This is a genomic window from Curtobacterium sp. PhB190 (genome assembly GCF_004365385.1).
Lineage (GTDB): Bacteria > Actinomycetota > Actinomycetes > Actinomycetales > Microbacteriaceae > Curtobacterium.
Genome location: NZ_SODN01000006.1, coordinates 100484 through 124226, shown reverse-complemented (window position 1 = coordinate 124226; position 23743 = coordinate 100484). Strand labels below are relative to the sequence as shown.

Genomic DNA, 23743 nt, shown 5'->3' with positions numbered 1-23743 from the left:
GAGCCGAGGACCTCAGTGGGTCGACTGCTCCAGCCGGATGCGCGCGAGGATCTCGCCACGCAGTTCTTCCGGAGCGGTCTCCTTGCACGCGCGGCGCACGGTCTCGATCAGGACGACGCCGACGCGGTGTTCGGTCGTGCAGTCCTCGCAGTCGTCCATGTGCTCACGGATGTCCGCCGCGTCCTCGCGGCAGAGCTCCCCGTGCAGGAACTCCTCGAGCTCGGCCTTCGCCTTGGAGCAGTCGCAGCCGCTCATCGTGCTTCCTTCCCATCGACGCGACCCTCGGTCGCGGCAGTCTTCCGACCTCGTCCGCGCATCGTCGCCGTCGACGCTGCGTCCGGGACGATGCCGGTCTCACGGGCGTGGTCCGCCAGGAGCCCCCGGAGGAGCCGGCGACCACGGTGCAGACGGCTCATGACCGTCCCCACGGGGGTCTTCATGATGTCGGCGATCTCCTGGTACGAGAAGCCCTCGACATCGGCGAAGTACACGGCCATCCGGAAGTCCTCGGGGATGGCCTGCAGGGCGTCCTTGACGGCGGACGACGGCAGGTGGTCGATCGCGTCCGCCTCGGCGGACCGTGCGGAGATCGACTGGGTGACGCTCTCGGCGCCGCCGAGCTGCCAGTCCTCGAGCTCGTCGATGGTGCCCTGGTACGGGTTCCGCTGGTTCTTGCGGTACGTGTTGATGAACGTGTTCGTCAGGATCCGGTACAGCCAGGCCTTCAGGTTCGTGCCCTGCTTGAACTGGCGGAACGCGGCGAACGCCTTGACGAAGGTCTCCTGCACCAGGTCCGAGGCGTCGGCCGGGTTGCGGGTCATCCGCATCGCCGCGCCGTACAGCTGGTCCATGAAGGGCAGTGCCTGGGTCTCGAAGAGGGCCCGGAGTTCGTCGGCCGACACGGTCTTGGCGTCGACGAAGGACTCGTCGTCCGCTTCTTCCGCCTCGACCGCGTCGAGCTGCTCCTCGGTCTCCTCGACCAGGTCGTGCGGTGCTGCCTGCGGCTCGTCGGTCGTCATCGCGGGCCAGTCTAGAGCGAGCGACGTGGACACGCCGGGCAGGCGCGTCCGCGAGGGTGCGAGTGCTGTCGCCAAGGGTCCTCCCGATCGTTTCAGTAGTCTTGTGAACCGATGGCAGACACGACGCATTCCCAGAGCGGTGCACAGGCCGCCGCGGACCCGGCCCCCTGGATCGCCCCGCTCGCGCGCGGTCCCCTGCGTGGCGACGTCGCGCTGCCCGGCTCGAAGTCGCTGACGAACCGCGAGCTCGTGCTCGCCGCCCTCGCCGACGGCCCCTCCGTCATCCGCCTGCCGCTGCACTCGCGCGACTCGGCGCTCATGATCGCGGCGCTCCGGCAGCTCGGCGTCGGGATCGACGAGGTCGAGCCGGCACCGGGCACGCAGCCGAACCCCTACGGGCCCGACCTCCGGATCACCCCGGCACCGATGCACGGCGACGTCCGCGTCGACTGCGGCCTCGCCGGCACCGTGATGCGGTTCCTGCCGCCGCTGGCCGCCCTGGCGGTCGGCCCGGTCGTCGTCGACGGCGACCCCTACGCCCGCAAGCGTCCGATGCACGCGATCATCGGGGCGCTCGTCGACCTGGGCGTCGACGTCACCGACGACGGCGACGGCTCGATGCCGTTCGCGTTCACCGGCACCGGTTCGGTGCGCGGAGGCGCCCTGTCGATCGACGCGTCGGCGTCGTCGCAGTTCGTGTCGGGCCTGCTGCTCTCCGCGCCGCGCTTCGACGAGGGGCTGCACCTCACCCACGTCGGGGAGCGCCTGCCGAGCCTGCCGCACATCGAGATGACCGTCGCCGCGCTCCGTGCCCGCGGCGTGACCGTCGACGAACCCGCGGTCGGCGAGTGGGTCGTCCACCCCGGTCCGATCGCCGCGCGCGACGTCACCATCGAGCCCGACCTGTCGAACGCCGCGCCGTTCGCGGTCGCCGCGCTCGTCGCGGGTGGCACCGTCCGCATCCGCACCTGGCCGCGCGAGACCACGCAGGTCGGCGCCGACCTCGAGACGCTCCTGCCACTGTGGGGCGCGACCGTGGCCCGAGACGGCGACGACCTGGTCGTCGACGGCGGCGTCGGGGTCCGGGGTGGGGCCTCCTTGCCGGGTCTCGACCTGGACCTCAGCCGCGGCGGCGAGCTCGCACCGGCGCTCGTCGCACTGGCCGCGCTGGCCGGCGGGCCGACCGAGATCACCGGGATCGGCCACCTGCGTGGGCACGAGACGGATCGTCTCGCCGCGCTCGCGGCGGACGTGAACCGGTCGGGAGGCGCGGTGCACGAACTCGACGACGGCCTGCGCATCGAGCCTGCCGCGCTCCACGGCGGCGACTGGGCCGCGTACGACGACCACCGGATGGCGACGGCCGGCGCCGTCGTGGGCCTCGTCGTCGACGGCATCGCCGTCGACGACATCGGGTGCACGGCCAAGACGCTGCCGCAGTTCCCCGAGCTGTGGGCGGCGCTCGTGTCGACCGGGGACGCGGGGGCCTGACGCATGAGCTGGTGGGACGACGTCGACGGTGACGACTCCGACGCGGACGAACCGTACGGACAGTACGACGAGTCGAGCGTGCGGGTGCGTCCGAACCCGAAGGGCAACCGGCCCCGAACGAAGACCCGGCCGACGTACGACGACGCGCCCGTGGGATGGGTCACGAACGTCGACCGTGGGCGCTTCGGCGTGCTGGTGGGGACGGGGTCCGGCTCCGATTCCGAGCACGTCATCACGGCGACGAAGGCGCGCGAGCTCGGCAAGAAGTCGGTCGTCACCGGCGACCACGTGTCGCTCGTCGGCGACGTCTCGGGTGACCCCGGATCGCTGGCGCGCATCGTGAAGGTCGCCGAGCGCACCACGCTGCTCCGCCGCAGTGCCGACGACTCCGACGAGGTCGAGCGCGTCATCGTGGCGAACGCCGACCAGATGCTCATCGTCGTGGCGGCCGCCGACCCCGAGCCCCGCACCCGGCTCATCGACCGGTACCTGGTCGCCGCGTTCGACGCCGGGCTCGACCCGATCCTCTGCATCACGAAGACCGACCTCGCCGACCCGGCACCGTTCCTGGCGCACTTCGCCTGCCTCTCCTTGCGGATCGTGACGAGCCGGTCCGACGACGTCCCGTTCGAGGCCCTGCACGACCTGCTCGACGACAAGGTCACCGTGACCGTGGGGCACTCCGGTGTCGGCAAGTCGACGCTCGTGAACGCCCTGACCGGGTCGGCGCGGGCGATCGGCGTCGTGAACTCGGTGACCGGGCGCGGGCGGCACACCTCGTCGTCGTCGATCGCGCTGCGGGTCCGTGACGGCGGGTGGATCATCGACACCCCGGGCGTCCGGTCGTTCGGCCTCGGGCACGTCGACCCCGCGAACGTGTTCCGCGCCTTCGCCTCGCACGCGATCCCGGTGCGCCCCGCTCGGGACGGCATCCCCCTGGCGCAGGCGCACGACTGGGAGATCGTCGACCGGGTGCAGGACGGCGAGCTCGGCGTCACCGGTGTCGAACGGCTCGACTCGTTCCGCGCGCTCCTGACGGGCATGGGCGCCTCCGACCCCGGCCTGGAGTAGCCCGCGGCGCGCGCCCGCGCCCGCGCCCGCGCCCCGTCGCGCCCGCGCCCGTCGGCGTGCGCCGATGGGTCACGAACTGTCGCCTGACAGAGCAGCATTCGACGGTTCGTGGCCGCTCGACCTCCGACGCACGGCATGTCGTGACCACTCCGGCGCCCCGACCCGCCCGCCCGTCCTGTCCAGGCGTGGCCAGTCCCGCCCGTCCCGTCCAGTCGCGGCCCTCCAGTCGCGGCCCGTCGAGGTTCCGAAATCTGCACATCTCGGCGGTGGTTCGGGCCGTTCGTGGAACCTCGGCGAACGGCGTGCGGCATGTTGTGGAACCTCGGCGGAGGGCGCTCGGGCGTGGCACCTCGTCCCACCGTGCCCGACCCCACCGCAACCCGCCCCACACGCGTCGACAAGTGTGCAGCGGTGTTGTACAGTGAACCCTCGTGTCTGAAGTTGCAAAGTACAACTTTGCGCCGACCCCCGCCGTCGACGCCCCGTCCTCGAGCACGACAACGACGTCGCACGCGCACCACTCCCCCACCCACAAGTCCTCCCGAGCACCGCGACCGCAGCGCACCGACAGCGTCCTGCGCCCGGCCGGCCTCGGACGGGTGCTCCTGACCTTCGCCACGCACATCCTCGTGCCGCTGTTCCTCGCCGCCGGCATGGGCCTCGCCTACCTCGGTGCCTTCCACGCCCCCGCGCCGAAGGAACTGCCCGTCGGCATCGTCGGTCAGTCCGCCGCGACCCAGGTGTTCGCCCAGACCGTCACCGACGAGTCCGACGGTGCCCTCGTCGCCCACGTCGTCCCCTCGACCAAGGACGCCGAGCGGCAGATCCGCGACCGCGACCTGGCCGCCGTGTACGCCCCGACCACCACGGGCGCGACGCTCTACGAGTCGACCGCGGCATCGGAGACGACCGCGAGCGCCGCACAGAAGGTCTTCCTGCCGATCGCGTACGAGCAGCACGTGCCGTTCCGGGTCGTCGACGTCGTCCCCACGGGCGAACAGGACAGCACCGGCCAGGGGCTGTTCTTCCTGCTCGTCGCCCTGAGCGTCGGCGGCTACGCATCGGCCATCGCCGTGGCGTCCGTCGCGACGAAGCTCCGCGCGGTGTGGACCGCGGTGGTCGGCCTCGCCACCGCCGGGGTCGTCGCCGGCATCGGGATCATCGTCGCCGGACCGATCTACGGCGTCATCACCACGCACCACTGGCAGGTGTTCCTGTTCGCCTGGCTGTACGACGCGATCATCGTCGCGATCGGCGTCGGCCTGCACCCGGTCCTCGGGCGGTGGACGACGCCCGTGCTCACCATGCTGTTCGTGATGCTCAACTTCACGTCGTCCGGCGGCATCTTCCAGGCGTCGTTCGTGCCCGGGTTCTTCTCGGCGCTCCACTCCTTCTGGAGCGGCGCCGCGTGGCTGCAGGCGGCACAGGACCTGCAGTACTTCCCGGACGCCTCGCTCGGCCGGTCGTCCCTGGTGCTCGCGCTCTGGCTCGCAGCAGCCGTCCTGCTCTGCGTGGTCGTGCACGGCCTCGTCGCCCGCCGCACCCGCATCGCCCGCGAGCGTGAGGTCACCCGGCTCGAAGAGGAAGAGGTCGTCGCCGCGTAGCCCCGCTACGCTCGACCCGTGGACCTCAGCGCCGACCTGGACTTCGCCCGCTCGCTCGCCGACATCGCCGACACGATCAGCCTCGAGCGGTTCCGCGCCGCCGACCTGCACGTGTCGAAGAAGGCCGACAGCACGCACGTGACCGACGCCGACCAGGCCGTCGAACACGCCCTGCGCGAGCGGATCGCGACGGAACGACCCGACGACGCGTTCCTCGGCGAGGAGACCACGGCGGACACCGGTGCCGAGGCGACCAGCGAGGGGCACCGTCAGTGGGTCATCGACCCGATCGACGGCACTGCGAACTACCTGCGCGGCGTGCCGGTGTGGGCGACGCTCATCGCCCTGGCGGTCGACGGCCGCCCCGTGCTCGGCGTCGTGAGCGCCCCCGCGCTCGGCAAGCGCTGGTGGGCGGCCGAGGGCCTCGGCGCGCACTCGTTCGACGGCGACCTCCGCGTCTCCGGTGTCGCGGACCTGTCCGACGCGAGCCTGAGCTACAACAGCATCCAGCAGTGGGACGACGACGACCGGCTCGAGTCCCTCGTCGACCTGTCCCGCAAGGTCTGGCGGACGCGCGCCTACGGCGACATGTGGTCGTACATGCTGGTCGCCGAGGGGGTCATCGACATCGCGGGCGAGCCCGACCTGAAGCCGTGGGACATCGCGGCCCTCGTGCCCATCGTGGAAGAAGCCGGCGGGCGCTTCAGTTCACTCGACGGCGACCCCGGGGCCTGGCACGGCAGTGCACTCGCGACGAACGGCCTGGTGCACGACGCCGTCGTCGAGGTCGTCCGCCGCTAGCACGACCCCGAACGACACGCTCGACGTCGGATGACGTCGCGGGTGTCGGTCCGAGTCGATCAGGCGGCCGCAGCCGCCGCCTCACGCCGAGCCGCACGCCGACGCACCACCAGGTCCCCGACCGCCAGCACGAGCGCGAGGGCCATCAGCGAGACCGTGAACGTCGTGCCGCTCCGGAACGCGTCGTGGTACGCATCGAGCCGACTCCCGCCGGAGCCCCCGGCAGCAGCACCCCGCACGATCCCGTAGAAGATGCTCGTCGCCACCGCGGTCCCGATCGCGGTCCCGACGCGCTGCCCGAGCTGCTGCATCGACCCGGCGACCCCGGACTGCTCCACGGGGATCTCGGCCAGGGTGAGCGTCTGGTTCGGCGACACCACGAACCCGCCGCCGAGCCCGCCGACCAGGAAGGCCCCGGCCATCGCCCACGGCGTGACCTCCGGCGGGGTCAGCACCGCGGCGAGCATGAGGAGCACGAAGCCGACGACGACCATGAAGAGCCCGAAGACCACCAGGGCCCGTCCGACCCGGTCGACGATCCGTCCGCCGATGTAGGACCCCACGGCGCTCGTGGCCGCGAACGGGATGCTCACCATGCCGGCGAACAGCGGTGACAGCCCGAGCCCCTCCTGCAGGAACAGCGTCACCATCAGGAAGGACGCCGGGATCGCCGCGAAGTAGACGGCCACGATCGACAGCCCGTTGCGGTACGACGACAGCCGGAACAGCTCGAAGTGCACCACCGGTGACTTGCCCTGCTGCTTGTACCGGACCTCCCAGAGCACGAACAGGCCGAGGAACACGACGAAGGCGATCAGCCAGAGCCACCGGGCACCGGAGTCGCCGGCACCCGTGGTGAGCACGAACGGCAGCATCAGCGTGATGATGGCGGCGCCGAGCAGCAGGATGCCGACGATGTCCAGCTCGCGGTCCTTCGCCTGTCCCTGCGCCCCCTTGGGCAGCAGCCGCATCGCGAAGAACAGCGCGACGAGTCCGAGCGGCACGTTCATCCAGAACAGCAGCCGCCACCCGTTCTCCTCACCGCCGATCGCGATGAGGCCACCGCCGATCGTCGGGCCGAGCGCCGTCGAGATGCCGATCATGGCGCCGAAGAGCCCGAAGGCCCGTCCGCGCTCCGGGCCCCGGAACAACTGCTGCACGAGCCCGATCACCTGCGGCATCTGGGTGCCGGCGGCGAAGCCCTGCAGGATCCGCGTGACCATGAGCACCTCGATGGTCGGCGCCACGGCGCAGAGCAGGCTCGACACGGTGAACGCCACGAGTCCGATGATGAACAGGGCACGGCGGCTCTTCAGGTCGCCGAGCCGACCGGCGGGCACGAGGGCGAGGCCGAACGCCAGCGCGTACCCCGCCACGATGAGCTGCAGCGACGAACTGGTGGCGCCGAGGGACTTCTCGATCGACGGCAGACCGACGTTGACCTTCGACAGGTCGAGGATCGTCAGGGCAGCCACCGCGACGCACACGGCGAAGGCCCTCCAACGCGTGCGGTCGTCGAGGCGGGCGTCGGTCGGGTCAGCGCTGGACATCACCATCGTTCGTACACCGACCGGCCTCCGGGCGGGCGAGACCCACCCCCCGGGTGGGTGACACCCCCTCGTCATGGCCCCCCGGACTGGGGGCACCGTTGCCGGATACGCGGTGCGCGGGGCGGCTCAGATGGTCAGGACCTGAGTTATCGTGCTCGTACGGAAGGTCACGCAAGCACCTGGATTCCCTAGATCTGAGTGCACGTGCACGGCCTCCCGTGTTCGTCCGAAGACCCTAACCCGAGGGGTGATACAGACGATGACATCATCGTTCCCGAGCGGAACCGAGTGCACACTCACTCGTCGACCGCATTCAATCCACGACAGCTCCGGCGCGCGCGCAGTCGCCGCCATCCGTCCGCACTCCGACACGGCCACCCACCGTGCAGCAGTCCGGTCCGCCTCACGGCGCCCCGTCGCAGCGCTCGCAGCGTTCGCCGACGACCTCTCCGCAGGATCCGCTTCCGGGCCCGGAGGCCGGTGAGTCATGGCACTCACCGGTCGACGTCTCGAGGTCGACCGGATCGCGACCCTCGCTGTACTCCCTCGGGAGTCCGCGATGGTCGTGGTCGGCGACCCTGGTTCCGGACGCAGCAGCGTCCTCGACGCGGTCTCGAACCGCGTTTCCCTCCCCGTCGTGCGGGTCGGTGTCAACGGGAGTGAATCCCGTTGGCCGCTGGCCGGCGTGACCTCCTTGTTCACCGCGCTCGACGACCCTCGTGCGACGGCCCACATCGCCCATCTCCTGCAGACGGGTGAGACGGCGGTCCCCGTGACCGCCGGACTGGCGGCGGCGCACGACTTCCTCGACGCCGTGCACGCCCTCACCCTGCCGCCGACGCTCGTGCTGATCGACGACCTCGACCGCATGGACGTCGAGAGCCAGGAGCTCATCGCGTTCCTCGCCGGCCGACTCGCAGGCACCGCCCTGCGCGTCGTGGCGACGGTCCGTTCGGTGCCGTCGGACGGTCCGCTCGCGGCCCTGCCGGCGCTCCGCATCGAGCCGCTGCCGTCCGACGAGGCACTCGTCCTCGCCCGGACCATGGCACCGGAAGAAGCGAACGACGGCGTCCTCGCCGTCCTCGCCGCGGAGACCGGTGGCAACCCCGGCGCGCTCCGCGAACAACTCGCGGTGCTCAGCCGCGAGCAGCTCACCGGCGCGGAGCCGATCGTGCTCCCGCTCCGACCCACTCCGACGACCGAGGCCCTCGCAGCCCTCGCACTCGGGTCCGCCGCGGGACGAGATCTGGACGTCCTCGCGAAACTCGCCCTGGTGCCGGTCGCGAAGACCACGGCCTGGGACCGCGACGAGTTGGACGACCTGGTCGGAGCAGGCCTCGCCACCGTGCGGGGGCAGAGCGTGACGGTCCGCGACCCCCTGGTCCGGTCCGCGCTGTACTGGCGGATGCCCGCCCGTGACCGCCGCGCGGCGCACGCCGCGCTGGCCACGGCGAGCGCCGAGTCCGACCCGCGGGCAGCCGCGTGGCACCGGAGCTTCGTCGACGACGTCCCCGACGTGGTCGCGCTGCTCAGCGCCGCACGGTCCTACGTGGTGGACGGCAACGTGCACGCCGCGATCGCCCTCACCGAGCGTGCCCTGCACGTCGGTGGTGGCACCGAGGACGAGCTCGTCGCGCTGCTCGGGGTCGCTGAGGCCCTGCTCGGCAACCGGCTGCTCGGCTTCGCCGCGCGGTACCTCGCCGCGCTCCGTCCGTTCCGGACGACGGCGCACGAGGTCCGCCGGCTGCGCCTGCAGTACTCGGCGCAGTACCTCAGTGGCGACGCCGTGCACGCGGACGAACTCCTCGTGTCGGTGGACGCGACCGAGCCGGCCGACGTGGACGCGGTCGCCGGGCTGATGGCCATGGTGGCGTGCTTCCGTGCCGAGGCGTGGGAGCTCGACCAGGCGAAGGACCTGCTGCACCGCGTCGAGCCACTCGAGGCGTCGGCGTCTCCGCACACGTTGGAGATCACGACGACCGCGCGGGAGCTCATCGCCGCGATCGACGGCACCCTGCCGTCGGACACCGACCTGCACGACGGACTCGCGACGTCGGTGCTGCTGGCGATGTCCGACCCGGCCCTGCTGCTCCTCGCCCACGCGCTGAGCATCGCCGAGCGGTACCGGAGCGCGCGTCGGGTGTTCGCACTCGTCCTCGCCCGTGGCCCGCAGACGGCGCCGGTGTGGACCGAGGCAGCCCGCTACCTGACCGCCGAGAACGAGGTGCGCTCCGGGAACTTCCGGCAGGCGCTCCGCGCGATCGACGTCTGGGAGGCCGGTTCCTCGGTGGTCGAACGGCTCCGTGAGCCGTCGCGGGCCATCGCCATCGCCTGGCGGCACTTCGCCGAGGGGCGCTCCGCCGATGCCCTGGCGGTCGTGGACCGGTGCCTCGAGCACCGTTCGACGAGCCGCCTGTGGGGTGCGACGGCGAAGCTGCACGCGCTCCGCGGTCGGGTCCTGCTGCTCGACGGCCGACTGGAGGAGGCAGCCGCCGCACTCGAAGCGGCGGACGCCATCGGTCGGTCCCTGCGGAACCCCGCGGTGCTCCGGCACCTCGGCGACCTGGTCGAGGCGTACGCACGCCTCGGACGGATCGACGACGCCCGCACCATCACCGCACGGCTCGCTGCGGACCACCACGCCCGACCGGGTCGCTGGGGTGCGCTCGTGCTGGCGAGGAGCCTCGCGCTCGTCGCCGATGACACCACCCGGGACACCGCCCGTCGCCGCGCGTTGGAGCTGTTCCAGCCGCACGACTCGCAGTTCGAGCGGGCACGGACGTTCGCGGCCCTCGCGACGGTCGGCAACCCCGCCGAGCGTCCGCGTCTCGGTGCGGCAGCAGCAGCGGCGTACGAGGCGGCCGGCATGCGCCGTCCCCTCGTCACCCCCGCACCGGCAGCGGCCATGCCGCCGTTCGGCACGGGGCCGTCGCTCCGGTCCGCACCGGTGCTGTCCGCGTCGATGCCGGGGACGCCCCGGAGCGCTCCGGACGCCTCTGCGGTGCTCACCTCACTCACGGCCGAGGAGCGCGCCGTGGTGCAGAAGGTGACGGAGGGCTACCGCAACCGCGAGATCGCCTCGTCGCTGTTCATGTCGCAGCGCACGGTGGAGCTGCGGCTCACGCAGATCTACCGCAAGGTGGGCGCGCGGTCGCGCTCCCACCTGGTCGCGCTGCTCACGTAGTCGACGCGAGCACAAGGCGGACGGGAGGCCCGGTACCAGCTGGTACCGGGCCTCCCGTCCGCCTTTTCCCTGTTTTCACGCAACCGGCCTCGCAGGCTCGGTCGGCGCTGGCGCCGCGCGCCGCTGGCGCGTCGCTTCATGCGGAGCGCGCGCGCGCGTTGCGGGAGTCCGCACGCGACCGCACCGCGGCGTCCCCCGCACGCGGGGAACCGCAAGAGCAGTCGACGACTGTTGCCGTGGCGGCGTCGCCGGGTGAGGCTTCTCATGCACCGACCGCCGTGCCCCTCCCGAGGGGCCAGACCGCGGTACCCCGTCCGGTACCCGAACCTCGTGGCCCACCCACTCCGTCGTCCGTCCTCGCCTGATCCGAGGACGGGCGCCGGTCAGGACCGCGAGGGCCCGGACGCGCGGCAGACCCGACGGCGGTCGGTGCCGAACCCCGCTCCACTCCCCCACCCCGTTCCCCCGAAGGGACAGCCGATGTGCGGCATCATCGCGGCCCGCGTGTCTGACGACGCGACGCCCTACCTGCTCGACGGACTCGAACGACTCGAGTACCGCGGCTACGACTCCGCCGGCATCGCCGTCCGGACCGCCGCCGGACGCACCGAGACGATCCGCTCGGTCTCCCGCGTCGGGGACCTGCGCACGCTCGTCGCCGCCCGGTCCGGCGACGCCCTGACCGGCGTCGGCATCGGCCACACCCGCTGGGCCACGCACGGTGCCGTGCGCGAGGCGAACGCCCACCCGCACGCCGACTGCTCGCGCCGGATCAGCATCGTGCACAACGGCATCATCGAGAACGCCGACCGCCTGCGTGACATGCTCACGGCGCAGGGCCACCGGTTCCGCTCCGAGGTCGACTCCGAGGTCATCGCGCACCTCGTCGAGCGCGCCCTGGCCGTCGACCCGGACCTGATGCTCGCCGTGCAGATCGCGACCGCGCAGCTCGAGGGGTCGTGGGCGATCGTCGTCCTCGACGCCCGCGACGGCCGGATGGTCGTGGCCGCGGACCGTTCCCCGCTCGTCGTCGCCCGGTCCGCCCGCGGCGACTTCGTGGCGAGCGACATCGGCGCGATCGCCGAGTGGTGCGAGACCTTCGTGGCGCTCCGCGACGGTGACGTCGTCGAGCTCGGCGAGGCCTGGACCTGGTCGTCGAACGGGATCACCGTCCCCGTGCCGTTCCCCACCCCGTCGCCGTTCGCCGCCACCGCGCTGGACCTCGGCGACCACCCCGACCACATGGCGAAGGAGATCGGCGAGCAGGCCGACGTCGTCAGCACGATCCTGGACCGCATCGCCCGCCGCACCGCGGACGGCAGCATGTGGGTCGGCCTCGGGCTGCCCGCCTTCCAGCGCCTGGCGATCGTCGCCTGCGGCACCTCGCTCAACGCCGGCCAGGTGATCGCCACCGCGCTGCGCGGCATCGGCGGCGTCCCCACCGACATCGTCGTCGCCAGCGAAGCCGACCAGGCCGTCCTCGGCCCCGACACCCTGGTCGTCGCGATCAGCCAGTCCGGCGAGACCGCCGACGTCCTCCGCGCGCTCGACCGCTTCGAGGACCGCCACCCGGTGCTCGCGCTCACGAACAACATGCACTCCTCGCTCGCCCGTCGCGCCGACGCCGTGCTCGACTGCCACGCCGGTCCGGAGATCGGCGTCGCCGCGACGAAGACGTTCACCGCGCAGGTCGTCGTCGGCGTCGCCGCGGTGATCTCCGCGCTCGTGGCGTCCGGCCGCATCGAGGTCGCACGTGCCCACGCACTCGTCGACGAACTGCTCGACCTGCCGGCACGCATCGAGCACGCCACGCAGGTGTCCGCCGACCGGATGCCGCTCCTGGTGTCGAGCGTGAAGGAGGCCACCGGCTTCCTGTTCCTCGGCCGCGGTGCGGGCCTGCCGTACGCCGCCGAGGGCGCACTCAAGCTCAAGGAGCTCAGCTACCGCTGGGCCGAGGCGTACCCCGCGGGCGAGCTGAAGCACGGCCCGCTCGCCCTCGTCGACGAGGGCACCCCCGTCGTCGTGATCGACCACGGCGAGCCGAAGATCCAGTCGGCGATCGCCGAGGTCCGGGCCCGCGGCGGGTTCGTCATCACCATCGGCGGCGAAGGCTCCGACATCCCGGCGCTCGGCAGCCGCGGCACCGGCGGACTCGCCTGGGGCGCCATGGCGGCGCCGTGGGGTCCGCTCGAGGCCGTCGTGCCGCTGCAGATGCTCGCCCGCGAACTCGCGCTGCAGCTCGGCTGCGACGTCGACAAGCCGCGCAACCTGGCGAAGTCGGTGACGGTCGAGTGATGCGCGGCCGGATGAACCACCTGACGACGTTCCTGGTCGTGCTCACGGCGTTCGCGATCGCCATGACGACGGTGCTCGTCGTCGTGGTGGCCGGGCCGACCGTCCTGGGCTGAGCCCGGAGCGGTCGGGCGGGCGGGCGTCGACTCGGATCGACGTTCTCGATGTCGTACGACGTCGACGGTGTCGTTCCACATCGTCCTCGCCGCCGGGTCTCGGGCAGTTCGCGGGACACGGCTGCGATGCTGGTCCCTTGACCACCGCAGCCCCGCCCCTCGTGTTCGTCGCGCTCGTCGTCGGCGCGCTCCTGCCGTTCCTGCCGTTCGTCGGACGTGTCGCCCGGATCGCCGCGACCATCGCCCACGAGGTCGGACACTGCATCGTCGTCGTCCCGTTCGGCGGCCGCATCCAGCGCATCGACCTGCACCCGGACGGCTCCGGCGAGGCCTGGGTACAGCTCGGCCGGGTCCCTGGCGGCATCCGCTGGCTCGTCCGGATCCTCAACCTCTACGCCGGGTACAGCGCGCCGCTCTGGGCCGGGGTGCTGCTGGTGACCGGGGTGCTGCACGGCTCGCGGTGGCTGCCCGTCGCCGTGCTCGGGGTCATCGGGCTCGTGGCGCTGGTGTTCGTGCGGAACTGGTTCGGGCTGCTCGTCGTGCTCGGGTTCGACGTCCTGGCGCTGTGGGTGGCACTGCGTCCGTCCGAGACCACGGTGCTCGTGGTCGCCGCGGTCGGGGCGTTCTTCGTCGTCGACGGACTGCGGTCCGTCGTGCAGGTCGCACGGTGGCTGCTCACCGGCGCCCGCGTGCAGACGGACTTCCACATCGCCGCGGCCGAGATGCGGGTGCCGGCCGGGGTCTGGTTCGTGCTGTTCGTGCTGGTGAACGGCCTCGCGGTGTGGCTCGCACGGGTCCCGCTGCTCGAGGTCTGGGACACCGTGGTGGCGGGCGTGCGCGCACTCTTCTGACGATGCCAGATCGTGCTCGCACCACGTCCGCGACGATCCACGCGGTGATCGACTGGTGCAATGTCGCAGAACGGGTGCGCAGCCCTGCGTCTACTCCCAGGGGCGCTGCGCGAGCTCGGCGGGGTCGAACACCCGGCCGCCGGCGACGACGAGCGACCGCGGCACCCGTCGCACCAGCGCGTCCATCGGGTTCTCGGCGTCGAGCAGCACCACGTCGGCACGCGCCCCCGCCACGAGGTCGTGCGCCTCGTCGGTGACGAACCGGGCACCGTCGCGCGTGGCGAGCTCCACCACGCGGGTCAGGTCCTCGTCCCGCACCACACCGCCGGCCCGCGCGTACTGCCACGCGATGCCGAGCAGGTCGCCGTCGCCGTAGGGGCTCCACAGGTCACGGATGCCGTCGGTGCCGAAGCCGAACCGCACGCCGGCCTCGTCGAACTCGTGCAGGGGAAGCTGCCGCATCCGCACCGGGGCGACGGTGGTCATCGTGACGCCGAGCGACGCCATCCGGGCGAGCAGGTCGCGGCGACGCACGGGATCGACGTCGACGATCGCGAACCCGTGGGCGATGTTGACCCTGCCCGGTGCGATGCCGAGCCGCTCCACCCGGTCGAGCACCAGGTCGAACGCGAACGCACCGAGCTCGGCGGGCTCGTGCAGGTGGATGTCGATGCCGCACCCGGTGTCGGCGGCGATGGCGAACAGGCCGTCGAGCTGCCCGACCGGGTCGCGGTCGATGAGCGACGGGTCGAGCCCACCGATGTGGTCAGCTCCGGCCGTCGCCGCCTGCCGCAGCAGGTCGAGCACACCGGGCCGCCGCAGCACGCCGTCCTGCGGGAAGGCGACGATCGACACCTCGACCGCACCGTCGAGCGCGTCGGCCGCCGCACGCACGGCCTCGATCCCCCGCAGCCCGACGCCGAGGTCGACGTCGACGTGCGTGCGGACCCGGGTGGTGCCGGTGCGCAGCCCCTCGCGCAGCACCCGCGTGGCGACGGGTCCGCTCGGGATCCCGAGGGCGTCACGCCGAGCCCGTTCGTGCGCGATGCGCCCCTGCGTGCCGGGCTCGCCGCCGTACGACTCCCACTCGTGCCCCCACCAGCTCTTGTCGACGTGGGCGTGCGTGTTGACGAGCCCCGGCAGCGCGAGCTGGCCGCGCCCGTCGACGACCCGAGCACCAGCACCGGCACCGGCACCGGCACCGCCACTGGCACTGGCACCGCCCGCGACGCCGTCGCCCGCTCCGGTCGCGGTGACCGAGACGATGCGGCCGTCCGCCACCCGGATGTCCGACCGCGCACCACCCCACGGACGGACATCGCGGATGATCAGGGTCGCTTCGTCGGTCGCCATGCCCCCATCGTGGCAGCCGCCAGGGCTCCGCCGCGACCCCGCCGCACCCCGGTTCCGCGTAACGGAACGCCGCAATCGCCTGTCCACGCAGCGAAGGCTGCGAGGCTACCGCCAGACGACTCCCGGAGGTGTCCCATGGCGAACGACGATCACGGTTTCTCGACCGAACAGGTGCACGGCGGCTTCGTGCCCGACGCAGGGCACGGCGCACGGATCCCGGCCATCCACATGTCCTCCGGCTTCCTCTTCGACGACTTCGACCAGGCGCGCGACCGCTTCGCCGGCACCGAGGACGGCTACACCTACACCCGCCTCGGCAACCCGACGAACGCCGACGTCGAGCGCCGCGTCGCCCTGCTCGAGCGGGGCGTCGAGGCGATCCTCGTCGGCAGCGGCCAGGCGGCGGCCACCATCGCGTTCCTCGGGCTCCTGCAGGCGGGCGACCACGTCGTCGCCGCCCGCAGCATCTACGAGGGCACCAAGGGGCTGCTCGTGCAGAACCTCGGCCGCCTCGGCATCGAGGTCGACTTCGTCGCCGACCAGCGCGACCTCGACGAGTGGGCACGGCTCGTCCGCCCGAACACGAAGGCGTTCTTCGCCGAGACGATCCCGAACCCGAAGAACGACGTCCTCGACATCACCGGCGTCGCCGACACCGCGCACCGTGCCGGCGTCCCCCTGATCGTCGACAACACCCTGGCGACGCCGTACCTGGTCCGGCCGGTCGAGCACGGTGCCGACATCGTCATCCACTCGGCATCGAAGTTCCTGTCCGGCCACGGCGCGGGCCTCGGCGGCGTGGTCGTCGACGGCGGCACGTTCGACTGGTCCGCCTCCCCGGAGCGCTGGCAGCACCTCACCAGCCCGGAGCGGTCACTCGGCGGCGACAGCTACGTCGAGCGTTACGGCAACCGGGCGTTCGTCGTCTTCGCGCGTGACGTCGTCGCCTCGCGCATCGGCCCCACCCCGTCGCCGTTCAACGCGTTCCTGATCCGCCAGGGCATCGAGACGCTGAGCCTGCGCGTGGAACGCCACAGCGCGAACGCGCTGGCGGTGGCGCAGTGGTTGGAAGCACAGCCGGAGGTGACGAGCGTCGACCACGCGGGTCTGGCCTCCAGTCCGTTCCACGACCTCGCCCAGCGCTACCTGCCGCGCGGTGCCGGCTCCGTCTTCGCGTTCACGCTGGCGGGCGGCGAAGCCGCCGCGCACACCTTCATCGACAGCGTCCAGCTGTTCAGCCGCATGACCCACCTGGGCGACGTCCGCTCGCTGATCCTGCACCCCGCGACGACGACGCACGCCGGCAAGACCGCCGCGGAGCGCGCCGACCAGGGCATCGACGGCGGCCTGATCCGACTGTCGGTCGGCATCGAGGACGTCGCGGACCTGCTCCGCGACCTGGAACGCGGGTTCGCCGCGTTGCGTTCCGGGATCGACGGGGAGAGCCTGGAGGCCCGTGGCGCGTCCGACGCGGAGCGTGCGTCCCTGGAACACTCGGTCCCAGGCACGCACGTGATCTCGGAGGAGCTCTAGACGATGGCACGACCGCAACACTTCGGGTACTTCTTCTCGCGCGGGTTCGGCCCGCAGGCGTGGGGGCGCTCGGACTGGGACTGGGGCCACGACTGGACCAAGCCCGACCTGTACCAGCAGTCCGTCCGCACGCTCGAGCACGCCGGCATGGACCTGGTCATCGCCGAGGACGCCATCTCGCTCGGTAACCCGTCGACGCTCGACCTGCGCATCCGCCAGGCGTACGGCGGCCCGAAGCACGACCCGCTGCTGCTCGCGCCGTACCTGTTCGCGGCGACCTCGCACATCGGCATCGCGCCGACCGTGAACGCCGGCTTCACGCCGCCGTACCTGGCCGCACGACAGTTCGCAACACTGGCGCACCTGTCCTCCGAGCGGCTCGGCATCAACGTCGTGACCGACGTCGGCAGTGCCCGGCACGCCGGTCTGCCGCCGCTGCCGCACGACCAGGCGTACGACCGTGCCGAGGAGTGGATCACGCTGCTCCGCCGGCTCTGGGGGTCGTGGGAGTCGTCCGGGTACGTCGGGGACCCCTCCGACTGGCACTTCGCTGACGGCGACGCCCTCGACGCGTTCCACCACGAGGGCGCGTACTTCACCGCCGACGGCCCGCTCAACGCGCTGCCCCTCGACTCGGACCCGGTGGTCGTCTCCCCCGGTGGCTCCGGTCGGGGCCTCGCGTTCGCCGGCACCCACTCGGACGTGCAACTCGCGCTCGCGCCCCTGTCGGCCGCCGCGGTGGCGGACTACCGCGGTCGCGTGATCGCCGCAGCGCAGGCCGCCGGACGCACGGCCGCCGACCTGCGCATCCTGTTCGTCCTCAAGCCCGAGATCGTCTCGTCGTCCGACGAGGCCGACCGGATCGTCGAGGCGTCCCGGCACCCGTCCGACGACGACCTGCGGACCGCGGCGATCGCGTGGTCGAGCGACTCCGAGACGGACCTGCTCGCGCTCGACCTCGACGCGCCCGTGCCGGACGGGACCTTCGGCGACCACGTCTCCGCCGGCACGATCCGCGGGCTGCTCGGCGACACCCCGGACGCCCCGCTGCGCGCGCTCCTGGAACGCAAGGCCCGCAAGGGGCGGGTGTCCTCGCGCGAGGGCTTCGTCGGCACCGCCGACGAGTTCGCCGACTTCATCGAGGAGCTCGGGTCGGACGCCGACAACGACGGCATCATCTTCTCGGGCGACCTGCACCCGGCGCAGATCCACCGGATGTTCGGCGACCTGGTGCCGGTGCTCCGGCGCCGTGGGCTCCTGCGGCGGGAGTACGGCGCCGGGGGCATCCGGGCGAACCTGTTCGACTTCTAGTGGTGGACCGGCTCGACTAGTGGTGGACCGGCTCGACTAGTGGTGGACCGGCTCGACCACGCCTGATTCCTCGACGTCACGGACGTCGTCGGCCGTGCGGAGGATCTCCGCACGGTCCGAGGCGGAGTTGATCGCCCAGTAGTAGATCACCAGCGAGAACACCGCGACGACGACGATGTCGATCCACAGCGGGAACACCGGGTGCGTCAGCGGACCGAAGTCGCTGAGGAACACGATGAGCCCCATGCCGATCAGGTACGGCAGCAGCCACTGCGCCGCCTTCCAGTCCCAGCGCGGCCGGACGCTCGAGGCACCGCGGAACACGTTGTTCAGGATGATCACCACGGCACCGATGAGGATCGCGACGCCGAGCTTCCAGTCGGTGTCCCACCCGGTCCACAGGATGATGAGGTTCGCGACGATGAACGCGATCGGTGACAGCACCGCTGCGGCGGGCATCCGGTAGGGGCGCTCGATCTCCGGGATCCGCTTCCGGAACGCACCGAGCGCCAACGGGGCACCGGCGTACATCAGGACCGACGCGCTCGTGATGAGGCTCACCAGCCCCTGCCACGAGGGGAACGGTGCGAAGCACGCGCAACCGACGACGAACGCCGCGACGAGCCCGACCCACGGCACGCCCTGCTTCGTCGTCCACTCGAACGCCTTCGGGAAGTACCCGTTGCGACTGAGTCCGTAGGAGATGCGGCTCGTCGCCGTCACGTAGATCAGCCCGGTCCCCGCGGGCGAGATGATCGCGTCGATGAAGATGACCACCGCCAGCCACGTGATGCCCGCGGCCATCGCGATGTCGGCGAACGGCCCCGTGTACTTCGTGAAGTCGGCGGTGGCCCAGGACCCCTGGATCGCATCCGACCGGAGCACCCCGAGGAACACGACCTGCAGCAGCAGGTAGATCACCAGCCCGATGAGCACCGAGCCGATGACGGCGCGCGGGATGTCCCGCCGCGGGTTCTTCGCTTCACCCGCGAGCTGGTCGGCCTGCTCGAAGCCCAGGAAGGCGAAGATGATGCCGGAGGTGGACACCGCCGCCAGGACCCCCTTGGCACCCTCGGGCATGAAGCCGTCAGCCGCCGTGAAGTTCGAGCCGTGGAACCCGCTGAACGCCAGCACGATGATGACCAGCAGCGGGATGGCGACCTTCCACCACGTCGCCGCCGAGTTCGTGTTCGCGAGGATCCGGACGCTGAGCAGGTTGATCACGGTGACCACCGCCATGAGGACGACGGCGACCGCGATGCCCGCGCCGGTGAGCAGCTGCTGCGTCTCCCCGTCCACCGTCGTCGTGTGCAGCCACGGGTGCGCGAACTGCCAGTGCTGCGCGTACTTGATCATCGCCTCGACCTCGATCGGGGCGACGGTCACGGACTGCAACCAGGAGAACCAGCCGAACGACGCGCCGGCGATGCCACCGAACGCGATGTGCGGGAACCGTGCCGTCCCGCCCGCGATCGGGAACATGCCGCCGAGTTCGGCGTGTACGAGGGCGAGGACGAGGATCGCCACACCACCGATGAGCCACGAGATGATCGCGGCCGGGCCGGCGGTCTTCAGGGCCTCCTGCGACCCGAAGAGCCAACCGGAGCCGATGATCGACCCCGTCGAGGCCCAGATGAGCCCGATGAAGCCCACGTTCCGCTTGAGGCCGGAGTCCGGCAACGCCGGCGTCGTCGTTGTAGCCACTGCTGCTCCCGTCGAGTGAGCGGGCCCCACGAACGGGGGTCGCGCTCATCGACTCTGGCACCGGGACAGCGGCTTGGCCGGATTCTTTAACATGCCGGAAACAATTGTGCTGTATAAGCACTCAGGCTGCTACTTCTTGGACTTCTTCTTCTTGCCGTCGTCCTTCTTGTCCGACTTCTTCTTGTCGGACTTCTTCTTGCCGTCGTCCTTCTTGTCCGACTTCTTCTTGTCGGACTTCTTCTTGCCGTCGCTCTGCTTCTTGGACGGCTTCTCGTCCGACTTCTTCGGCTTCGCTTCCCCCGAAGGCAACGGCAGGACCGGTGCCTGCTCCGGCGACTCGACCCCGTCGATCGGCTCGACGACCACGGCGGAACCCGTGTCCAGCGCGACGTCGACCGCGTGTTCCTCGAGCACGGGCGCGAGCGCGTCCGTCACCCGCTCCACGGTGAGCACCGCGTCGTCCTCGGCGAGCCGCAACAGCGCCTGCGCGGTCCGCACCCGGGTCGTGGTCTTGCGTGCCAGGACGTCGGCGCGCGCACCCTCGAGGAACGTGCGGAGCGTGCGCTCGACGACCGACCGTCCACGCGGTGCAGCGCGGTCCAGGCGGTCCAGCTCACCGGCGACCCCGGCCACGTCATCGGCGACGTGCTCGTGCCGCACCGACTCGATCAGCGCCGCGATCGCTGCTGCACCCCGTTCGACAGCAGCCGAACGCTGGTCGAGCACGACGAGCATCTCGACGACCGAACCGTAGGTGACGGTCTCGAGGCGGACGGGCTCGGCACCCCGGCCGCGGACGACCAGGCGGGCGTCGGGCGTGGGCAGCCAGGCAGCGAGGGCGGCAACCGTGGCGACGGACCCCACGATCCGCTCGTAGTCGGCGAGCACCACTCGCTCCTGCTCGCGCAGACGGACTCGGATCGCGATCTCCTGCACCACGTGGGGGCCTTCCGTTCGGGGTCGGCGCGGGCGTTTCCCTGCGCCTCCTCCGGAGCGTAGTCCCCTGACGTGGCGAGACAGCGAACGCCCCGGCATCGTCCAGGGACGGTGACGGGGCGTTCGTGCAACACGTGGTGACAGCGGCTCGACGACCGGCGAATGGTGGAGATGGGGGGAATCGAACCCCCGTCCATCGCTGCAATTCGACGTCTTCTACGGGCGTATCCGGATAGTTCGTTCTGCTCGGCCCCGTCCTTTGCTACCGGCTTCTAGGACGACGGGCCCAGTCTCAGTGCAAGTCCCGCACGGCCCTGAGGCGCAACCGTGCAGCAAGTCCTCTGGATGACGCCGGGATCAGGTTAGGGGACGGTCACCTGGCCGACGGACTTCATGTGCTGGGCTGCTTACGCAGCGAGAGCGAAGTCAGTGCGCTTGGAATTGGCACTTGTTGTTTTCCACGGATCGTTCACGAGATAACCGTGGGTCCTCGGCCCGCTTCCCGTCGGCACACAGGCAATGTCGAAACCGATCATCCCCATGCGGGCCGGACGTGCGAGCCGCTGTCACGCTGTTGAGTTGTGTTGCGACTACTCCGATCGGAGCAGTCCCTCAGTCTAGCTGACCGAGGTGCGAGGCCGCTACTCGCCGACGCGGTTCTTCGTGCGCATGGCCCGCTCGGCCTCACGCTTGTCGGTCTTCTCCCGCATGGCCTGACGCTTGTCGAACTCGCGCTTGCCCTTGGCGACCGCGATCTCGATCTTGGCGCGACCGTCGTGGAAGTAGATCTGCAGCGGCACGAGGGTGTAGCCGCCCTGGGCCGTCTTGTGCGAGATCTTCACGATCTGCTGCTTGTGGAGGAGCAGCTTGCGCTTGCGCCGAGGTGCGTGGTTGTTCCACGTGCCCTCGGTGTACTCGGGGATGTGCACGGCATCGATCCAGGCTTCGCCCCGGTCGATGTAGGCGTACCCGTCGACCAACGAGGCGCGTCCCATGCGCAGGGACTTCACCTCGGTGCCGGACAGGACCATGCCGGCCTCGTACGTGTCCTCGATGAGGTAGTCGTGTCGGGCGCGACGGTTCGTCGCGACGATCTTCTCACCGCGTTCCTTCGCCATGACGACTCCTCTCGTACCGGGCACTGCGCTGCGCAGCCCTACAGACTACCCAACAGCAGGCGCCGCACGCACCTTCCCGGCGCGGCGGATCAGACCTTGAGGTAGCGGCGGATGGCGATCGACGCCGACACCGCGGCGAGCAACACCCCGATGACGATCACCGACGGCACCACGATGGCCGCATCCCCCATGCCGATGAAGGCTGTGCCGGTGAAGCGCTCGGCCAGGAAGTTCCGGACGAAGAACCACACCACCGCGGTGATGGCACCACCCGCCAGGACGGCACCGATGGCGGCGGCGATCACCCCCTCGAGCACGAACGGCGTCTGGATGAACCGGTTCGACGCACCGACCAGCCGCATGATGCCGAGCTCTCGCCTGCGACTGAAGGCGGACAACCGGATCGTGGTCGCGATGAGGAGCACGGCCGCGACGAGCATGAGCGCCGCGATGCCGATCGCCGTGTACGACGACGCGTTGAGCAGGTTGAAGATCGGTTGCAGGTAGCCGCGTTGGTCGACGACGCTCTGCACACCGGCGACCTTCGACAGGCTCTCGACGAGGACGTCGGCCTGCGACGGGTTCTTCAGGTTCACCCAGAACGTCTCGTTCAGGTACTCGGGCTTGACGAACTCGGTCGCCGCGGAGTCCTTGAACTGCTCCTTGAAGCGGGTGAACGCCTGGTCCTGGTCCTCGTAGTACGTCTTCTCGATGTACGGCTTGAGGGTGGACGACTCGAGCTGGGCCTGGACCTGCTTCCGCTGGTCCTCGGTGGCCTTGGCACCCGTGCAGTTGCCGGTGGTGTCGGTGTCGGTGCACAGGTAGACGGCGACCTGCGCCCGGTCGTACCAGTACCCCTTCATCTGGTTGATCTGCATCTGGAGCAGGATCGCTGTCCCGACGAAGGTGAGCGAGATGAAGGTCACGAGGACGACGGAGACGACCATCGACGCGTTGCGCCGCAGGCCCGAGCCGACCTCGGACATGACGAGCCCGAGCCTCATCGGATGAGCCCCGGGATGGTCTGGATGCCGGTGGTGTTCGACACGGTGCCGCGCTGGATCGGGACCGCCTGGGTCTGGTAGCCGCCGGACTGCTCGTCACGGAGGACCGTGCCGTTCGACAGCTCGATGACCCGACGCTGCATCTGGTTCACGATGCTGGCGTCGTGGGTCGCCATGAGCACGGTGGTGCCTCCCTGGTTGATGCGTTCGAGGAGCGCCATGATGCCGGCGGACGTGGTGGGGTCCAGGTTGCCGGTGGGCTCGTCGGCCAGCAGGATCGCCGGTTTGTTGACGACGGCGCGGGCGATCGCCACGCGCTGCTGCTCACCACCGGAGAGCTCGTGCGGCATGCGGGTCGCCTTGCCCGCGAGTCCGACGAGCTTCAGCACGTCCGTGACGGCCTCGCTGATGAAGCCCTTGCTCTTGCCGATCACCTGCAGCGAGAACGCGACGTTGTCGAAGACGTTCTTGTTGGGCAGGAGTCGGAAGTCCTGGAACACGACGCCGAGGTTGCGCCGGAAGTACGGGACCTTCCGCGACGCCAGGGACCCGAGGCGCTGCCCGAGCACGTGGATCTGGCCGCGGGAGGGCTTCTCCTCCTTGAGCACGAGGCGCAGGAAGCTGGACTTGCCGGAACCCGAGGCGCCCACGAGGAACACGAACTCGCCCTTGAGGATCTCGAGGGTGAGGTTGTCGAGCGCCGGACTCGGGTTGCCCGAGTAGACCTTGGTGACCTGGTCGAATTTGATCATGACCGGATCAGGGTAGGTCGCCCCGCTTGGAAAGCAAGCGAGGCGCGCGGCTC

The 23743-nt window shown here is 70.9% G+C and carries 19 protein-coding genes and 1 other RNA gene; 10 read left to right on the top strand and 10 right to left on the bottom strand.

Annotated elements, in window-relative coordinates; translation table 11 throughout:
* Positions 1–12: 12 nt before the first annotated feature.
* Both EDF47_RS11445 and EDF47_RS11440 read right to left on the bottom strand, forming a co-directional pair.
* Positions 13–255, bottom strand: coding sequence for a zf-HC2 domain-containing protein (locus EDF47_RS11445; protein ID WP_111086426.1), 243 nt, complete (start codon positions 253–255; stop codon positions 13–15).
* On the bottom strand, positions 252–1019 hold the full coding sequence (locus tag EDF47_RS11440) for a sigma-70 family RNA polymerase sigma factor (RefSeq protein WP_123294769.1): 768 nt from the start codon (positions 1017–1019) through the stop codon (positions 252–254). The genes EDF47_RS11445 and EDF47_RS11440 overlap by 4 nt, the downstream gene beginning before the upstream one ends.
* Positions 1020–1130: 111 nt before the next feature.
* Here EDF47_RS11440 and aroA point away from each other — a divergent pair, with 111 nt between their 5' ends.
* The 4 genes from aroA (at position 1131) to EDF47_RS11420 (ending at position 5986) form a co-directional block, all read left to right on the top strand.
* A complete protein-coding gene (gene aroA / locus EDF47_RS11435) occupies positions 1131–2510 on the top strand; it encodes a 3-phosphoshikimate 1-carboxyvinyltransferase (protein ID WP_133937115.1) in 1380 nt (459 codons plus the stop codon).
* Positions 2511–2513: 3 nt separating this feature from the next.
* On the top strand, positions 2514–3581 hold the full coding sequence (rsgA, locus tag EDF47_RS11430; protein WP_133937117.1) for a ribosome small subunit-dependent GTPase A: 1068 nt from the start codon (positions 2514–2516) through the stop codon (positions 3579–3581).
* Between the two features lie 431 nt (positions 3582–4012).
* Complete coding sequence (locus EDF47_RS11425) at positions 4013–5185, top strand: hypothetical protein (protein ID WP_133937119.1); 1173 nt, start codon at positions 4013–4015, stop codon at positions 5183–5185.
* Positions 5186–5203: 18 nt separating this feature from the next.
* Positions 5204–5986, top strand: coding sequence for an inositol monophosphatase family protein (locus tag EDF47_RS11420; RefSeq protein WP_133937121.1), 783 nt, complete (start codon positions 5204–5206; stop codon positions 5984–5986).
* 59 nt (positions 5987–6045) lie between these two features.
* Here the strand turns inward: EDF47_RS11420 and EDF47_RS11415 are convergent, their stop codons facing one another.
* Complete coding sequence (locus tag EDF47_RS11415) at positions 6046–7536, bottom strand: MFS transporter (protein WP_131879783.1); 1491 nt, start codon at positions 7534–7536, stop codon at positions 6046–6048.
* A gap of 487 nt (positions 7537–8023) precedes the next feature.
* Between EDF47_RS11415 and EDF47_RS11410 the strand changes: the two genes are divergently transcribed.
* The 4 genes from EDF47_RS11410 (at position 8024) to EDF47_RS11400 (ending at position 13979) form a co-directional block, all read left to right on the top strand.
* Positions 8024–10720 carry a LuxR family transcriptional regulator gene (locus EDF47_RS11410; RefSeq protein ID WP_123937714.1) on the top strand — a complete coding sequence of 899 codons (2697 nt, stop codon included), beginning with the start codon at positions 8024–8026 and terminating at the stop codon, positions 10718–10720.
* Between the two features lie 480 nt (positions 10721–11200).
* Positions 11201–13015, top strand: coding sequence for a glutamine--fructose-6-phosphate transaminase (isomerizing) (gene glmS / locus EDF47_RS11405; RefSeq protein WP_123294776.1), 1815 nt, complete (start codon positions 11201–11203; stop codon positions 13013–13015).
* Complete coding sequence (locus tag EDF47_RS20190) at positions 13015–13128, top strand: Rax2 family protein (RefSeq protein ID WP_240347339.1); 114 nt, start codon at positions 13015–13017, stop codon at positions 13126–13128. The genes glmS and EDF47_RS20190 overlap by 1 nt, the downstream gene beginning before the upstream one ends.
* Before the next feature lie 137 nt (positions 13129–13265).
* A complete protein-coding gene (locus EDF47_RS11400) occupies positions 13266–13979 on the top strand; it encodes a M50 family metallopeptidase (RefSeq protein ID WP_166673226.1) in 714 nt (237 codons plus the stop codon).
* Between the two features lie 90 nt (positions 13980–14069).
* On the opposite strand, the gene EDF47_RS11395 is transcribed toward EDF47_RS11400, so the two are convergent.
* A complete protein-coding gene (locus EDF47_RS11395) occupies positions 14070–15332 on the bottom strand; it encodes an amidohydrolase family protein (RefSeq protein WP_133937125.1) in 1263 nt (420 codons plus the stop codon).
* Between the two features lie 135 nt (positions 15333–15467).
* On the opposite strand from EDF47_RS11395, the gene EDF47_RS11390 reads away from it, so the two are divergent.
* Together EDF47_RS11390 and EDF47_RS11385 are read left to right on the top strand one after the other, a co-directional pair.
* Entirely contained in the window at positions 15468–16865 is a 1398-nt protein-coding gene (locus EDF47_RS11390; protein WP_132100221.1) for a PLP-dependent transferase, read from the top strand.
* A 3-nt stretch (positions 16866–16868) separates the two neighbouring features.
* Positions 16869–18176 (top strand): LLM class flavin-dependent oxidoreductase, encoded by a 1308-nt coding sequence (locus tag EDF47_RS11385; RefSeq protein ID WP_132100220.1) that lies wholly within the window; start codon positions 16869–16871, stop codon positions 18174–18176.
* A 36-nt stretch (positions 18177–18212) separates the two neighbouring features.
* Here EDF47_RS11385 and EDF47_RS11380 read toward each other — a convergent pair whose 3' ends face one another.
* The 6 genes from EDF47_RS11380 to ftsE all read right to left on the bottom strand — a co-directional run bounded on the left by EDF47_RS11380 (position 18213) and on the right by ftsE (position 23690).
* Positions 18213–19880: an APC family permease gene (locus tag EDF47_RS11380; protein ID WP_207906692.1), complete on the bottom strand. Its 1668-nt coding sequence runs from the start codon at positions 19878–19880 to the stop codon at positions 18213–18215.
* Between the two features lie 129 nt (positions 19881–20009).
* The gene (locus EDF47_RS11375; RefSeq protein WP_133937127.1) at positions 20010–20819 is read right to left on the bottom strand and encodes a hypothetical protein; all 810 of its coding nucleotides are present in this window, start codon (positions 20817–20819) and stop codon (positions 20010–20012) included.
* Between the two features lie 160 nt (positions 20820–20979).
* Positions 20980–21356: a transfer-messenger RNA gene (gene ssrA, locus EDF47_RS11370) on the bottom strand.
* A 101-nt stretch (positions 21357–21457) separates the two neighbouring features.
* Positions 21458–21934: an SsrA-binding protein SmpB gene (smpB, locus tag EDF47_RS11365; RefSeq protein ID WP_123294782.1), complete on the bottom strand. Its 477-nt coding sequence runs from the start codon at positions 21932–21934 to the stop codon at positions 21458–21460.
* Positions 21935–22023: 89 nt separating this feature from the next.
* Positions 22024–22938, bottom strand: a complete 915-nt coding sequence (ftsX, locus tag EDF47_RS11360) for a permease-like cell division protein FtsX (RefSeq protein ID WP_111086440.1) — start codon at positions 22936–22938, stop codon at positions 22024–22026.
* Positions 22935–23690: a cell division ATP-binding protein FtsE gene (ftsE, locus tag EDF47_RS11355; protein ID WP_111086441.1), complete on the bottom strand. Its 756-nt coding sequence runs from the start codon at positions 23688–23690 to the stop codon at positions 22935–22937. The genes ftsX and ftsE overlap by 4 nt, the downstream gene beginning before the upstream one ends.
* Between the last annotated feature and the right edge of the window lie 53 nt (positions 23691–23743).